At 64.5% G+C, this 13,731-nt stretch carries 16 protein-coding genes; 6 read left to right on the top strand and 10 right to left on the bottom strand.

The window, feature by feature from the left end:
• Nucleotides 1-42: 42 nt before the first annotated feature.
• The 8 genes from EI171_RS04405 to EI171_RS04440 form a co-directional block, all read right to left on the bottom strand.
• On the bottom strand, nucleotides 43-546 hold the full coding sequence (locus EI171_RS04405; RefSeq protein ID WP_011083220.1) for a response regulator: 504 nt from the start codon (nucleotides 544-546) through the stop codon (nucleotides 43-45).
• A gap of 141 nt (nucleotides 547-687) precedes the next feature.
• Nucleotides 688-1,005 carry a hypothetical protein gene (locus tag EI171_RS04410; RefSeq protein ID WP_011083221.1) on the bottom strand — a complete coding sequence of 106 codons (318 nt, stop codon included), beginning with the start codon at nucleotides 1,003-1,005 and terminating at the stop codon, nucleotides 688-690.
• Nucleotides 1,006-1,007: 2 nt separating this feature from the next.
• A complete protein-coding gene (locus EI171_RS04415; RefSeq protein WP_011083222.1) occupies nucleotides 1,008-1,886 on the bottom strand; it encodes a protein-glutamate O-methyltransferase CheR in 879 nt (292 codons plus the stop codon).
• A 61-nt stretch (nucleotides 1,887-1,947) separates the two neighbouring features.
• Nucleotides 1,948-2,334: a response regulator gene (locus EI171_RS04420; protein WP_028143851.1), complete on the bottom strand. Its 387-nt coding sequence runs from the start codon at nucleotides 2,332-2,334 to the stop codon at nucleotides 1,948-1,950.
• A gap of 31 nt (nucleotides 2,335-2,365) precedes the next feature.
• The gene (locus tag EI171_RS04425; protein ID WP_011083224.1) at nucleotides 2,366-2,839 is read right to left on the bottom strand and encodes a chemotaxis protein CheW; all 474 of its coding nucleotides are present in this window, start codon (nucleotides 2,837-2,839) and stop codon (nucleotides 2,366-2,368) included.
• An 81-nt stretch (nucleotides 2,840-2,920) separates the two neighbouring features.
• Entirely contained in the window at nucleotides 2,921-5,758 is a 2,838-nt protein-coding gene (locus EI171_RS04430) for a hybrid sensor histidine kinase/response regulator (protein WP_161532697.1), read from the bottom strand.
• Between the two features lie 409 nt (nucleotides 5,759-6,167).
• Nucleotides 6,168-6,647, bottom strand: coding sequence for a response regulator (locus EI171_RS04435; RefSeq protein ID WP_246740612.1), 480 nt, complete (start codon nucleotides 6,645-6,647; stop codon nucleotides 6,168-6,170).
• A gap of 586 nt (nucleotides 6,648-7,233) precedes the next feature.
• On the bottom strand, nucleotides 7,234-7,461 hold the full coding sequence (locus EI171_RS04440; protein ID WP_161532698.1) for a hypothetical protein: 228 nt from the start codon (nucleotides 7,459-7,461) through the stop codon (nucleotides 7,234-7,236).
• A 219-nt stretch (nucleotides 7,462-7,680) separates the two neighbouring features.
• On the opposite strand from EI171_RS04440, the gene EI171_RS04445 reads away from it, so the two are divergent.
• From EI171_RS04445 to EI171_RS04455, 3 genes are all read left to right on the top strand, one after another.
• A complete protein-coding gene (locus EI171_RS04445) occupies nucleotides 7,681-8,379 on the top strand; it encodes a Crp/Fnr family transcriptional regulator (RefSeq protein WP_171901173.1) in 699 nt (232 codons plus the stop codon).
• Between the two features lie 156 nt (nucleotides 8,380-8,535).
• Nucleotides 8,536-8,913, top strand: coding sequence for an Hpt domain-containing protein (locus tag EI171_RS04450; protein WP_161536924.1), 378 nt, complete (start codon nucleotides 8,536-8,538; stop codon nucleotides 8,911-8,913).
• 97 nt (nucleotides 8,914-9,010) lie between these two features.
• A complete protein-coding gene (locus EI171_RS04455) occupies nucleotides 9,011-9,259 on the top strand; it encodes a hypothetical protein (RefSeq protein ID WP_060909763.1) in 249 nt (82 codons plus the stop codon).
• Between the two features lie 55 nt (nucleotides 9,260-9,314).
• Here the strand turns inward: EI171_RS04455 and EI171_RS04460 are convergent, their stop codons facing one another.
• Entirely contained in the window at nucleotides 9,315-9,938 is a 624-nt protein-coding gene (locus EI171_RS04460) for a helix-turn-helix transcriptional regulator (RefSeq protein ID WP_060909762.1), read from the bottom strand.
• A 341-nt stretch (nucleotides 9,939-10,279) separates the two neighbouring features.
• Between EI171_RS04460 and EI171_RS04465 the strand changes: the two genes are divergently transcribed.
• Together EI171_RS04465 and EI171_RS04470 are read left to right on the top strand one after the other, a co-directional pair.
• Nucleotides 10,280-11,443 carry a hypothetical protein gene (locus EI171_RS04465; RefSeq protein WP_060909761.1) on the top strand — a complete coding sequence of 388 codons (1,164 nt, stop codon included), beginning with the start codon at nucleotides 10,280-10,282 and terminating at the stop codon, nucleotides 11,441-11,443.
• 334 nt (nucleotides 11,444-11,777) lie between these two features.
• Nucleotides 11,778-12,203: a hypothetical protein gene (locus EI171_RS04470; protein WP_161532699.1), complete on the top strand. Its 426-nt coding sequence runs from the start codon at nucleotides 11,778-11,780 to the stop codon at nucleotides 12,201-12,203.
• 12 nt (nucleotides 12,204-12,215) lie between these two features.
• Here the strand turns inward: EI171_RS04470 and EI171_RS04475 are convergent, their stop codons facing one another.
• Nucleotides 12,216-12,434: a hypothetical protein gene (locus tag EI171_RS04475; RefSeq protein ID WP_131234228.1), complete on the bottom strand. Its 219-nt coding sequence runs from the start codon at nucleotides 12,432-12,434 to the stop codon at nucleotides 12,216-12,218.
• A gap of 52 nt (nucleotides 12,435-12,486) precedes the next feature.
• On the opposite strand from EI171_RS04475, the gene EI171_RS04480 reads away from it, so the two are divergent.
• Nucleotides 12,487-13,695 carry an EAL domain-containing protein gene (locus tag EI171_RS04480; RefSeq protein WP_028174835.1) on the top strand — a complete coding sequence of 403 codons (1,209 nt, stop codon included), beginning with the start codon at nucleotides 12,487-12,489 and terminating at the stop codon, nucleotides 13,693-13,695.
• Nucleotides 13,696-13,731 lie beyond the last annotated feature (36 nt).

Below are 13,731 nucleotides of genomic sequence, written 5' to 3' on the forward strand. Positions count from 1 at the left end.
GCGCGGCGGCGGCTGCATCCGATTGCATGGCAGCTCCGCGCGTCAGGTGCGGTGCCGTTCCACGATCGCGTCGCTGGCGACACCACCCCAGGTGTGGATCGCCGGCAGCCCCATCGCGGTCTTGCCGAGGTTGGCGAGGCTGATGCGCAGGGCCGCCAGATCGAGCGGCTTCGGCAGGCCCTGGAGCTGGATCCCGACGGAGCGGGCGAAGCTGCGGGCGGCGCTGCGGCGCTTGCCGTCCATGCCGCTGATGACGATCACGGCACCGGCGAATTTCGCGTTCGCCATCTCGCGCAACACGTCGATGCCGTCGCCATCCTCCAGCACGAGATCGAGCGTCACGCAGTCGAAGCGCGCGGCGCGCAGCTTCTCGATCGCTTCCGCCACGGACGGCGCCACGGTGACCTCGTGGCCGGCCTGCTTGGCGGCGACCGTGATCAGGCTGCGCTGCGTGGCGTCGTCATCGACCACCAGGAGCTGGAGCGCACGCCGCTCGGCGACGTCGGGCAGGTTCGATGGGACGGGGGAGAGGGAACTTCTGGGCATTGCCGTATTCCTGAGATTGAGACAGGCAATGGATACACGGCGCGCGCTTAGGCCACGTAAAGCCGCCGCGGCAAATTCGCCCGGATGTTTCAGCAAATGTAAAGCAACGTGGCGGAAAGCGCCGGCGCCGCCACGCGCCGGTCAGGCTGCCGCGTCGTGGCCGCCGGCCGCGCCGCGCTTCTTCCGGTTCTTGCCGCGCAGGAACTGGATGTCCATTTCGGCGCCGTTGACGCGCACCAGCTCGCAGCGGCGGTAGGCTAGGCCGGTGGACGACAACAGCAGGAAGAACTCTTTCAGGTTCAGCCCCTGGATCGAGCCTTCAACCGTGAGGATGGCGTCGGTGTCGGAAATGGCGTTGAGCTTGCAGTCACGGCGCCAGGTGCCGTCGATGGCCATGATGCAGACATCATAGCCGCGACTGAAGGTGACGCGCTCCGCGCCTTTTCCATCCTCGGCCATGCCTATCGTCCCGCCATCACCGCCATGCGCGGCGCCACGCCGGCGAGAGCCGGCTTGGCCACGGCTGCACGCGGATCGTTCGGCTTGTAGAGGCCGCGCCGGTCGGGAATCGGCCTGAACGTATCCGTCAGTCCGACCACGGTTTCGGCGGCACCCAGCACGAGGAAGCCATCGGGCTCGATCTGGCGCGCCAGGCGGTTGAAGATGTTGATCTTGGTGTCCTGGTCGAAATAGATCAGCACGTTGCGGCAGAAGATGACGTCGAACGTACCGAGCTGGGCGAAGTCGTGCAGCAGGTTGAGCTGGCGGTGCTGGATCATCGCCCGCAATTCGGGATTGATCTGCCAGGTCTCGCCGGTCTGCTTGAAATATTTCACCAGCATCTGGATCGGCAGGCCGCGCTGCACCTCGAACTGGCTGTAGACGCCGGCTCTGGCCTTCTCCAGCACCTCCTGCGACAGGTCGGTCGCGATGATCTCGACGCGCCAGCCGGTGAGGGCCGCACCCATCTCCTTCAGGCACATCGCCAGCGAATAGGGCTCCTGTCCGGTCGAACCGGCGGCGCACCAGATCCGCACGCTGCGGCGGCCGGCGCGCGCCTTGATGATCTCGGGCATGATGGTGTCGCGGAAATGATCGAACGGGACCTTGTCGCGGAAGAAGAAGGTCTCGTTGGTGGTCATGGCTTCGACCACGTCGGTGATGAGCGCGCGCGAGCCGCCCTGCAGCTTCTGCACGAGCTCGGGGATGCCGGAGAGCCCGGCCTTGCGGGCGAGCGGCAAGAGGCGGCTTTCGATCAGATACTGCTTGTCTGCGGACAGATCGAGACCTGAATTGTCCTTCAGGAACTTGCGCAGATACTCATACTCGGTCGGGGTCACAGATGGCCTCTCGAAAGCTGTACTGAAAACATTCTGGCCGGAACACTCGGGCCAGACACACTCAGACCATGGCTTGTCCGACCGGGATCAAGCCGACTTCAGCGAACTTGTCGGCGATAATGTCTTTGTCGAAGGGCTTCATGATGTACTCGTTGGCGCCGCCACTGAGCGCCTGGGCGATATGGGCCACGTTGTTCTCGGTGGTGCAGAACACCACCTTCGGCTGGTCGCCGCCGGGCAGGCGGCGCATGTGGCCCATGAACTCGAAGCCGTCCATGACGGGCATGTTCCAGTCGAGCAACACCGCATCGGGCAGTTGCCGCTGGCAGATCTCGAGCGCCTTCGAGCCGTCCTCGGCTTCGGTGACCTGGAATTCCAGGCCTTCCAGGATGCGGCGCGCGATCTTGCGCACGACGCTGGAATCATCGACCACCAAACAGGTCTTCATTTTGGTTCTCCGGCTTCGATGTTTCGTTGGTTCACGCAGCCATTTGCACTTTGGTTTCGAGCTCGAGGACGCGATCGACGTCGAGGACGACCATGAGCTGGCCGTCGAGGCGGTGGACACCGCCGGCGAGCTTGGCCATGCGGGGGTCGAGGTTGACGGGGTTTTCTTCCTTGCCGTCCTCGGGCAGGCGCAGCACCTCGCCGATCTGGTCGATCAGCAGGCCATAGGATTCGCCGCGCAGATCGACACCGACCGCCATCGGCACCTTGCCGTCCTCGGGCCTCGGCAGGCCGAGGCGGGCGCGCATGTCGACCACGGTGACGATGCGGCCGCGCAGGTTGAGGACGCCGGCGATCTCGCGGGAGGACAGCGGAACGCGGGTGACGCGCTCGGGCATGAACACGTCCTGGACGCGGGAGATCGGCAGGCCGAACAGCTGGCCGCCGATCATCGCGGTGACGTATTCGACCATGGCGCCTTCGGTGGACTGGGTCTTGTTGGCCATCAGCGTATCTCCTGATCCCGCTTTTTCGTTTTGAGCATGATCTCGTCGGAAAACCGCTTCACACTTTTCCGGATCATGCTCTTACGCCGCTGCCCGGCTCAGCTCGGAGGCGCCGGCGGCGCCCGCGGTCTGCTCCTTCAGCGCCGCGATCAGACCGGGACGGTCGAACTTGGCGACATAGTCGTGGAAGCCGGCCTGACGGCCGCGCTCGATCGCCGCCGGCGACACCAGCGCGGACAGGCCGATGATCGGCATCGCGCCCAGATTGTTGTCGGAGCGGATCACCTCGGCGAACTCGAACCCGTTCATGTCGGGCATCTCGATGTCGGTCAGGACCACGTCGAAGCTCTGGGCGCGCAGCGCGGCCAGGCCCTCCTGCGCGGTCGGCGCGGTGCGGACGCGGTAGCCGGCCGCCTTCAGGACGGGGGCCAGCATGTTGCGGAAGAACGCGGAGTCGTCGACCAGCAGCACCGACTGCGAGTGCATCGACGGCTTCATCTCCTTGCGGGTGAACCAGTCGGCGAACGCCATCGGCAGGAAGTGGCCGACGTCAATCACCTCGGTGGCCTGCCCCTTGATCACGGCCGAGCCCAGGATGCCCTGGCTGGAGCCGCCGACCTCGATGTTGAGGCGTTCCTCGACGATGTCGATGATCTCGTCGACGACGAGGCCCATGGAGCGGCCGTCGTCGGCGAACACCAGGATCGGCTGGGCGCCCTGGCTGGCAACGGTGACGCTCTCCATGGCGACGAGCGGCATCAGCTGCTCGCGGTACTGCACCATGTAGCGGCCGTTGCTGAACTCGATCTTGTCGGCGGGGAGCTCCTCCAGGCGCGTAACGAGCCCGAGCGGGACCGCCTTGGGCTGGGACGAGCCGGCGCGGAACACCAGCAGCGAGGTGGTCTGCTCGCCACTTCCGATGTGATGCGCCCCGTTCTCGTCGCCCATGTCATGGGCCGAGGAGCCGGCGGCGCCCAGCGCCTTGGCAATGCCGTTGGGGTCGATGATCATGATGACGGCGCCATCGCCCAGGATGGTGTTGCCGGAGAACATGTCGATGTGACGCAGTTTTGTCGACATCGGCTTCACGACGATCTCTTCCGTATGGAAGACGCCGTCGACGACGATGCCAAAGGTCTGGCTGCCGACCTGCGTCACCACGATAAAACCGTTCTCGGGATCGCTGGCCGCGCCGTCGTCGATCTTGAGCAGCTTCTTCAAATGGATCAGCGGCAAGAGCTTGTTGCGCAGGCGCAGGACGGCGGTGTCCTTGATGCGCTCGATGCGGTGCTCGCTGTTGGCGCGGGCCCGGACCAGCTCGACGACGGAGAGCTGCGGGATCGCGAAGCGGTCGCCGGCGGCTTCCACGATCAGCGCGGAGACGATGGCCAAGGTCAGCGGGATCTTGATGGTGACGCTCGAGCCCTCGCCGGCCACCGACTTGATGTCGATGGTGCCGCCGATCTGGTCGATATTGGTGCGCACCACGTCCATGCCGACGCCGCGGCCCGACACCGAGGTGATGGCGGCCGCGGTCGAGAAGCCCGGCGCGAAGATGAACTTGTGGATCTGGGCTTCGCTCATCTTCTCGAGCTCGGCCTCGGTGACGAGACCCGAGGAGATCGCCTTGGCCTTGATCCTCTCGGTGTTGAGGCCGCGGCCGTTGTCGGCGATGCAGATGATGATGTGGCCGCCCTCGTGATAGGCGGAGAGGCGGATGGTGCCCTGCTCGCCCTTGCCGGCCGCGAGCCGCTCGGCGGGGGTCTCCAGGCCATGGTCGGCGGAGTTGCGCACCATGTGGGTGAGCGGGTCCTTGATCAGGTCGAGCACCTGGCGGTCGAGCTCGGTGTCGGCGCCGTGCATCTCCAGCTCGATCTGCTTGCCGAGTTCGCTCGACAGGTCGCGGACGATGCGGGGCAGCTTCTGCCAGGCATTGCCGATCGGCTGCATGCGCGTCTTCATGACGCCTTCCTGCAGCTCGGCGGTGACGTTGGAGAGGCGCTGCAACGGCACCTTGAACTCGGTGTCCTCGTTGCGGCGGGAGATCTCCAGCAGCTGGTTGCGGGTCAAGACCAGCTCGGAGACCATGGTCATCAGATGCTCCAGCGTATCCACGTTGACGCGGATCGACTGGTTGGCGATGCGGTCGCCCTCGGAGGCGCCCTCGTCGGCCATCGACTTCTTCGGCGCGGCCTTCTCCTTGGCAGCTTCCTTGGCAGCCTCTTTGGCAACAGGGGCCGGAGCCGGCGCGGGCTCAGCCTTGACCTCGGCTTTGGCAACGGGTGCGGGGATTGGGGCTTCGATCGCGGTCTCGCGGAAGGCGCGCTCGAGCTCGTCGAGCGACACTTCGCCCGGGCGCAGCGGGCGCTCCAGGGTCTGATCGATCAGTGAACCCGTGGTCATGTCCTTGGCCGGCGCAGCGGCGGCCGGCGCTTCCGGCACCAGCGGCGGGGCGTCAGCAACAGCAGTAGCGCTGCCAGCCGCCGGCATCGGCTGCGCCGAGCCTGACGCGATCGGCGAAGCCGACGCTGACATCGCCGCCATGCCCTGCTCGACCATCGCTTCCAGCTTGTCGATGAGATCGCGGTCGGTGCCCTCCGGCTCGGCTTCGGTCGCCTCGAGGCCGGCGAGGATCTCCTTGATGCGGTCGATCGAGGACAGGATCACCGTCACCGCCTGCCCCGTCACCGGCATGCCGTCGCGGAACTTGCCCATCAGCGTCTCGCCGGCATGCGCCAGCGCTTCCAGTCGCGGCAACCCGAGGAAGCCGCACGTCCCCTTGATGGTGTGGACCAGGCGGAAGATGTTATCCAGGATCTTGGCGTTGTTCGGCTCCTGCTCGAACTTCACCAGCTGATTGTCGACGGTGTCCAGGCTCTCGCTGGTCTCCGTCAAGAACTCCCGCAACAGATCATCCATGAGCTACGCCTTACTGAGCTGGACTTCGACGCCTGAGCCACGCTTGGCATCGACGGAGGTCCCCGTCTGGATCGTTAGACATCCCCTTTCACGGTCCCGTTAATTTCATCCTCCGTGCTAATACGGATATTGAAGAGAAGTTTGCGGTTCGGTCACATGCGGCAACGCTTCTCGGTAAAACCGGCACCGAACCGTCGCGAAAAAAAGCGTTAGGTAAACGCGCCGACAACGGCGCGACGACGCGCGCGAAAAAATCCTGGTCGTGAAGGACGATATGCACGGCCCACGTGAAATCGAAGCCGATCGGGAGCGCTCTCGCGACCGTCGCGGCGTGCCCTGCCGGGATCCGCAAGGCCCGCGTTTGTGGTAAACAGACGCTTACCCCGCCGCTACGACGGCCTGCGCTGCGCTAACCCAGGCGCGCGGCCGAGGCAACGTCGTCGGAGCGGTGCTCCGCGAGGCAATCGTTGATGGCGGCGAGCAGAGCGTGCGGCGTGAACGGCTTGCGCAGACAGCGTGCCGCGCCGAGCTCGAGCGCCATCCGGAGGAAATCGGGAGCGGGTGAATTCAGATTTGCGAAAGCGTAGCCGGACATCGCGATCAACGGAATGGTGGGCGCCCGCTCGTGGAACACCCTGATCGATTCGAAGCCGCGCATGTGCGGCATGAAGATGTCGATGATCATCAGATCGAACTGTCCGTGTTCGAGAGCGCGCAGTCCGACCTCTCCTCCTTCGGCAATCGTCACCCGAAAATGGTTTCGCTGAAGATAGACCTCGATGGCCATGCACACCATCCGGTCGTCGTCGACAACGAGAATATGGCGCAGACTTTCTGTCCCCGTTTGAGCTTCCCGTTTCGGCGATTCAATAATTGAACCGTGGGGCACGCCTTTCTCCTCTGGTTGGGATCGAAGAACTGACGGTCGCGAACGTCTTTGGCGAAGCCAGGAGGACGGAAACGACGGACGCGAAATCTGCAGCCATGCGGCGCCATGAATCGGCGCGATGTCCGGTCGCTGTAACCACTCGTCCAATAGACGAGGCTGCGCGGACTGACCGGTGTCCGATCGCCGCGCGGATGCAGTGCTCCCGGCTCATGAAGGCCCCCTGCCACTTTTTCCTGTGCGCCCTCACAGGACTGGCGCGAAGGTTCTCGAGCGAATCAGCGCGCTGTACTTATTTCCGCCGCAAATGCGGCAGCCTGTCTGCCCTCTAACGGGTATATGGACAGCACCACAACCTGTACAATATGCTTTTGTTGCCGTGCAACTGAACGACGCAACAGGGTGCTGCATCGATCTTAGGTCGAACGCACCGGAATTGATCCTGAATGACCACGAGCGGCTTCCCGCCCAATCAGTTGCTGCAAATGCTCGATGCGGCAGATTTCGACCTGCTGCGCCCCCATCTCGCGACAGTCGAAATGGTCAGGGAATCTGTCTTGGGCGAGGCGGGCGCCGCGTTGCGATACGTCTACTTCCCGCACGGCGGGTCCATTTCGATCACGCTGGGCTTGTCCGAAGGACAAATGATCGAGATCGCAATGCTGGGGCGCGACAGCGTCGTGGGCAGTGGCGCGGCGCTTGCCGACGGCATCGCGCCGGCATTATTCGCTACACCCGCGGGCAGATCGAAATCATCGACCTGCGCGCGCTGGAGACGACGTCCTGCGACTGCCATTCGGCGGTCAAGGCCACCCATTCACGCCTGCTCGGAGCGCCGCGGTGACGAGAAGTCGATGCGACCGTTCTGCATGCCGAGGTGCACACAGCGTCGCGAAGGTGACCGTCGCACTCGGACAACTTGTCCCAATTGCCTATATATCCCGACGGGAACATGATGGAGCTTGCCCGTGCCGGGATCCGCAAATTCGCTCTCGCAAATCCCTGCCTGACGAGACGGGAGGCAGTTTTGGAAACGATGGTGCGTCCGTCCAACGGTTTCCTGTCCGCGCTCACGGCGGACGATTATGAGCTGATCCGCCCATATCTGCGCACGGTCGAACTGCCGCACGAGGCCGTGCTGGTCGAGACCGGCGAGACGCTCAAGCGCGCGTTCTTTCCCCACCGCGGCGTCATCTCGCTGGTGGTGAACCTCGCCAAGGGCGAGCATGTGCAGGTCGCCATGATCGGCCGCGACAGCCTGCTCGGCACGCTCTCGACCATGGGCGATACTTGCGCGCTGAACACGGCGATCGTGCTGGTTCCCGGCGTCGCGTCGGTTATGGATCTCGACCGGCTGCGCATCGCGGCCGACCAGAGCGGCACCCTGCGGACGTTGCTCACGCGCCACGGGTTGGCGGTCTACGCTCAGGTCCAGCAGACCGCGGGCTGCAACGCCGCCCATCCGGTGGAATCGCGGCTGTCGCGCTGCCTGTTGCACACCCATGATCTGTCGGGCGACTACCGGCTGCTGCTGACCCAGGAGGCCATGGCGCAGATGATCGGGGCGCGGCGCAACAGCGTGTCGTTGGTCGCCAATACCTTGCAGCAGGCCAATTTCATCCACTACAGCCGCGGGCACATCCAGATCCTGAACCTGGACGGCCTGCGCCAGACCGCGTGCGAATGCTACGCCACGGTGAAAGCCCAGTACGACCGGCTGCTCGGCCAGCGCTGACCGGCGCCGTCGCGTGGTAAACCTGCGGCTAACGCCGGCCTGCAAACACCTGCCGTCCCGCTACCGGAACTGAAATTCAAATGCCGTAGACACGGGCCGGACCTCGCGCCGGACGCGCCGCGCGACAAACGGACCGTGACCAAGGCAGGCAAAGCCATGTTTGAAATGACCGCTGCGCCTGCGCAGGCAGCGCTCGATGCCGAGCCCGCGCGCGAGCCGGGCGCGTACGCGGCGCTGGTGCGCGAGATCGGCGAGGACGGTGCCGGCGAAGTGCGCGCCGTGTTCTGGAGCGAGACCTGCGCGCGCCTGCAACTGTTCCGCACGCTCGCGCTCGCGCAGCACCACGCGAAGATCGCGCGCGAAGCGCATTCGCTGAAGAGTGCGGCCGGGACGTTCGGCTATGCCAGGCTCGCGGCGCTGGCGCTGCGGCTGGAGAAGACCGCGGAGACGCTCGGTGAGGCCGAATTCGGTGATCTGCTGGAGCGCATGGATGCCGCCTACGCCGCCGCGCGCGCGCAGGAGCCGCAGGCATAGCGAGACCGATGCAACCCCGCCGTACTTCTACGGTTTGGGATTTTCACAGATGGCTAATCATAGGTGGCGATAGTCGCGGGAAACCAGGAGGGTTTCCATGTTCACCTACGAGACAGTGGACCAGAAGGAGGTCCGTCGCTTCCGTATCGCGCAGTTCAACGGCCGGATGGCGACGGTGAAGGCTGGCGAGTCGACGGTGACCGGCTTCGTGCGCTCGGTGCTGGAGCAGGAATCGAGCACCCCTCCCCGCTGGACCATCACGATCATTCCGAACGCGCCGAAGGAAGAGATCAAACCGCTGCGCCCCAGCTCGCGCGCGCGCGCCTTCTCCGAAGACTATTTCTGAACGCGATCGGCTTCTCCCGCCCCCGCGCCGCCACCGGCGGCGCAAGACAAGAACCTCAATCGATTGAATGCAGCAGCGCCGCGCGGACGAGGTCCGCGGTATTGCGCGCACCGAGCTTGCGCATCGCCTCGGCGCGATGGCTCTCAAACGTGCGCGGACTGATCTGCATCCGAAGCGCACCCTGCTTGTTCGAATAGCCCTCACTGATCAGCCGGAGCACCTCGCGCTCGCGCTTGGTCAGCCGCTTCTGACCCGACAGGCCCAGGAGTTCGGGACTCGGCACGCGCTGCGCCTGCGGCGCACGGGCGATCTTCGCTTCGGCGTCCTCGATCCGGGGCGGGATCGGCGAGTCAACCTTGTGGGGGCCGGCAAGCTGCTTGACCAGGCCGCAAACGCGCTCGGTCTGCGTCAGCGCATTCTCCACCACCCGCTGCAAATAGGCACGGTCGCCCGTAGCCGGCGCGAGCTGATCGCTGTGATGCTTGATCTCGCCCATGTAGAGCAGGAGCGCAGTCAGGGGGCCGTTGAGCTCGCGGGCGATGACAGCGGCCATTTCGTCTGCGGCCTTGGCGCGAGCGGCGTTCAGGCGGACGAAATCGAGCTCTTCAGCCGGAGCAGTGCTGCTTTCGTACCATTCCGACGGCCGCGAATCGGTAGCCGTATCGTTCTGTGACCCCATGTGACCTGTTTAGCGGAACCCGGGCCGATCTGTGGTTAACTTTTTGCTCCGTAAGACTACGGTAATTTTGGCAGTTTTGCGCTAAAATACCGGCGTCGGCACAATTTATGCTTGCGCGAAGCTTGCCTTGACCATGCAAGGGTTGAGAATTTCGCCCACTTCCTGGGCAGACGGGCCGAAGCCTCCTTAACCGCCGTCGCCCGGACGGTCCTCCGCCGCCCCCGGATTTTACGGATAAATTAACGGCGACTTGCTTCTCTAGAGCCCGATTGAGAGCGCGCAAATGCCTCCATGCATTGAGCCCGTAGGCTTGCTGGAATCGTTGCGGAAGATTGCGTGCCATGAACGAGATCGATCGGCTGACCGAATTCTTGCAGAGGCTGACGCCGCTGTCGCGCAGCTGTCTGCTCAGCGAGCTCGAACGGCTCGAGCTGTGCGGCATCGACATGCCGGGCTCGGCCGACGTCCAGGCCCGCCTGCGCGCCGAGTTTCGCAAGGACGGTTCGACCCAGGCGCGCGCCACCAGCCCCTCGCGTTATTTCTTCGCCCCGCTCGAGCTGCTGCTGATCGACGGCGCACCCGAGCATGCCAATATGGGGCGAATTTCGCGCAACACCCTCACCCCGATCTGGGAGTGGATCTGCCGCGATCTGCTGCCGACCATGGCGCGCGACTACATCAAGGCGATCAACGACCAGGTCGCCGCCAACAACCCGAAGGAAGTGCTGAAGGTCGCGTCGATCTTCCAAACCAAGGTCGTCAAGGTCCTCGAGAACACCCTCGCATCAGCGGAGAGCGCCGAGTTCGCCCGCGGCAAGCTCGCGCAATACACGGCTTCGCGCAGCGCCTTCGACGACGTGAAGAAGATGCAGCAGGTGCTGCGCGCCGGCGCCGCGCTACCGAAGTTCAACGAAAAGCTGCCCGAGAAGATCGCGAAATTCGACGACGGCCAGGTTGCCCAGATCACCGCGCAGCTCGATGCCTTCAAGAAGGCTCATCCCGAGGCGCTGCCCTTCGCGCTGGCGCTGGTGGCGCGGCGGCTGAAGACGTCCTGGCAATTGGTGCGCCTCGCCACCAGGGCCGCCGCGAGCAAGAGCGCGGCCGACGTCGCCGCCACGCCCTATGCCTGCGTCGTTGCCATGGTGCTCGACCGGCTCGACGACAAGCGCCTCGCGCTCAGGATCGCGCTCCGGCACAACCGGGTGCTGGTCGCCCGCGACCTGCTCGCCGAAATCTACGACACCGAATATGCGCTCAAGGTCCGCATCGACGGCATCGAGAATTGCGAATGGGGCGTCCGCCTCCAGCAATTGATGGACGCGATCGCGGCGCTGGTGGCCGCCGAGGTAAGCCGCTTCCCGGCCAATGTCGGACACATTCTCGGCTCGCGCCGGCTACGCAGTCACGATACGCTCGGCGGCAAGCTGTCCTACCTGGCGTGGAAGGGACGCGATGCCGTGCAGGACGGCGCGGCGGCGTTTCGCAAATTGATCGGGCAGACCTGACATCCGGCAGCGCACTCAATGCGCGCGCGGCAGGCACAGGAAGCGATCGAGAAATCGCCCTGACAGCACGAACCTGAACCACCAATACAATATCCGCCGCGTCGTCATTGCTGCGATCCTCGACAGCCCACCACCGGCTGCCTGAAGCAATAGCGCAGGTGCAGCAAACCGCATGTGATCTGCTTCACACTTGCGCCGTCGCGGCCACGCATTGTCGCAGAACCGTCACGAGAAGAGGCGGAACATGCGCGCATCGCGCGAAAATGAGTTCTTCGGCCGTAGCTGCCGCTCTTATCCTCCGATGCACGGCATGAGCATTGGGAAGGAATCCGCGATGAGATCGAACCGACGGACATTGACGATGGCGGCCCTGCTTGCGGGCGCGCTGGCGCTCACATCGACGACGATGGCACAGACGTCGCCGCCGCAAGGCAATGCCGCGCCGACCGCCGACAACGCGGTGCTGCTCACCGTCTTCTTCAAGCACGACCAGTCCCGCCCGCTCAACGAGCTGAATGCGCAGCTCGATAGGCAGGGATTCCACAAAGCGTTTCCGCCGCCCGGAATCGAGGTCGTGAGCTGGTACGTGATGATGGGCATCGGCCAGGTGATCACGCTGCGCCTGCCGGCTTCGCGGCTGCGCGAGGTCAATCGCGTCATCGAGGATACCGCGTGGGGCTCGTACCGCACCGAGTTCTATCCGACCTATGACTACAAGGCGGTCGGCATGGCCCAGCACGACAAAGCCACAGCCAATTGAGGCGAGCGTTATTCAATTGGGCGACACGCGAACGGCTTCGTCCAATTGCAGGACACCGGTCTTGATCTCGCCGCGGCCGCATCTTTCAAAAATCTCTCGCGATGACCGTGTCATGCGCCCGTCACGCACGGTCAGACGTAAAGATTCTTCGAAGAAGATCCGAACAATTTTAGGAATGATGAGGGCTTTAACGTTACCCAGATAATCCGACGATCGACTGAAGCCCTCCATATTTGAAACTGCTCCCATCGCTAACACCGTCGCGGAACGGGAGTGGTTTGCGATGAACGATCAAATTGTAGAACTCGCCGGCGGAAGGCCCAGAACCTTCGGACGGCGAAAGGTAACGCCGCGCGCTTGCGTCGCCGACGGCAAGCGCCATCTGCGTGCTTTCCTCGCCGAGGTGCTGGAGGATCTCGGCTTCGTCACGACCGAATGCGCCAGCGCGGAGGAGCTGCAAACCGTACTGACGCGCGAGCTGCCGGATCTGATCCTGCTCGGAATCGCCGCCGACGGCATCGAGCCCGGGACATTTCTGCAGACGCTGGTTCGCGAGGCATTCGACGGCAAGGTTCTCGCCGTCGGCGCCCGCGAGTCGATCATCGTCAGGGCCGTGCAGCAGGTCGGCGAGGAATATGGCCTTGCGATGCTGCCGCCGCTGACCACGCCCTTTGCCGCCGAGACGCTGCGCGAGCGCGTCGCGATGCTGCTGCCGGAGGAGCCGGCGCCGAGCCCGGCCGTGCATGTCGGCGAGGCCCTGCATGCCGGCTGGCTCGAGCTCTGGTATCAGCCCAAGATCGACGCGAGGACGCTGATCCGCAACGGCGCCGAGGCACTGGTGCGGATCCGCCACCCGACCTGGGGCGTGGTGCCGCCCGCCTATTTCATCCCCGAGGCGCACGATCCGCATCTGCGCGACCTGTCCGAATTCGTGATCGGGCGCGCCGTGCAGGACTGGCACTATCTGCTGGAGCACCAGAGCCCGGTCGATCTCTCGATCAACCTGCCGGCCTCGTATCTGAAGGAGCCGCAGGCCGTGCGCGATCTCTGCCGGCGCGTGCCGACGCATCCGGCCTTCGGCGGACTGACGATCGAGATCGACAGCGAGGAGGCGATCCGCGACCTCGATCACCTCGCCGAGGTGGCGCGGGAAGTGCGCCTGCACAATATCGGCCTGTCGATCGACAATCTCGGCGCCAACTGGCCGTCGCTGATGGACCGGGACAGGCTCCCCTTCATCAAGCTGAAGGCCGACCGGCACTTCGTCACCGGCAGCGGCAATGACCGCCTCAAGCGCACGGTGTGCCGCCACATCGTCGAGCTTGCGCAGGGCTACGGTGCGTGCGCGATCGCCGAAGGCGTCGAGAGCCGCGCCGACCTCGTCGCCGCGAACGAGCTCGGCTTCGACTTCGTGCAGGGCTTTCTGTTCGGCAAGCCGATGCCGCTGAAGAAGTTTGCCCGTTCGACGCTGACGAAGACGGTGATGGAGTGAGCGCGTTCGCGGCGATCGCGCTCGCAAGCGTGCACT

This window comes from Bradyrhizobium sp. LCT2, assembly GCF_009931255.1.
In the GTDB taxonomy this organism is placed as follows: Bacteria; Pseudomonadota; Alphaproteobacteria; order Rhizobiales; family Xanthobacteraceae; genus Bradyrhizobium; species Bradyrhizobium diazoefficiens.

Bases quoted from the DNA above. Each gene is read 5' to 3' on its own strand.
- EI171_RS04410 (WP_011083221.1), bottom strand. From the start codon at position 1,005: ATGGCCGAGGATGGAAAAGGCGCGGAGCGCGTCACCTTCAGTCGCGGC.
- EI171_RS04475 (WP_131234228.1), bottom strand. From the start codon at position 12,434: ATGGAGGGCTTCAGTCGATCGTCGGATTATCTGGGTAACGTTAAAGCC.
- EI171_RS04455 (WP_060909763.1), top strand. From the start codon at position 9,011: ATGTTCACCTACGAGACAGTGGACCAGAAGGAGGTCCGTCGCTTCCGT.
- EI171_RS04450 (WP_161536924.1), top strand. From the start codon at position 8,536: ATGTTTGAAATGACCGCTGCGCCTGCGCAGGCAGCGCTCGATGCCGAG.
- EI171_RS04480 (WP_028174835.1), top strand. From the start codon at position 12,487: ATGAACGATCAAATTGTAGAACTCGCCGGCGGAAGGCCCAGAACCTTC.
- EI171_RS04430 (WP_161532697.1), bottom strand. From the start codon at position 5,758: ATGGATGATCTGTTGCGGGAGTTCTTGACGGAGACCAGCGAGAGCCTG.
- EI171_RS04420 (WP_028143851.1), bottom strand. From the start codon at position 2,334: ATGAAGACCTGTTTGGTGGTCGATGATTCCAGCGTCGTGCGCAAGATC.
- EI171_RS04425 (WP_011083224.1), bottom strand. From the start codon at position 2,839: ATGGCCAACAAGACCCAGTCCACCGAAGGCGCCATGGTCGAATACGTC.
- EI171_RS04440 (WP_161532698.1), bottom strand. From the start codon at position 7,461: ATGGGTGGCCTTGACCGCCGAATGGCAGTCGCAGGACGTCGTCTCCAG.
- EI171_RS04405 (WP_011083220.1), bottom strand. From the start codon at position 546: ATGCCCAGAAGTTCCCTCTCCCCCGTCCCATCGAACCTGCCCGACGTC.
- EI171_RS04465 (WP_060909761.1), top strand. From the start codon at position 10,280: ATGAACGAGATCGATCGGCTGACCGAATTCTTGCAGAGGCTGACGCCG.
- EI171_RS04460 (WP_060909762.1), bottom strand. From the start codon at position 9,938: ATGGGGTCACAGAACGATACGGCTACCGATTCGCGGCCGTCGGAATGG.
- EI171_RS04445 (WP_171901173.1), top strand. From the start codon at position 7,681: ATGGTGCGTCCGTCCAACGGTTTCCTGTCCGCGCTCACGGCGGACGAT.
- EI171_RS04470 (WP_161532699.1), top strand. From the start codon at position 11,778: ATGAGATCGAACCGACGGACATTGACGATGGCGGCCCTGCTTGCGGGC.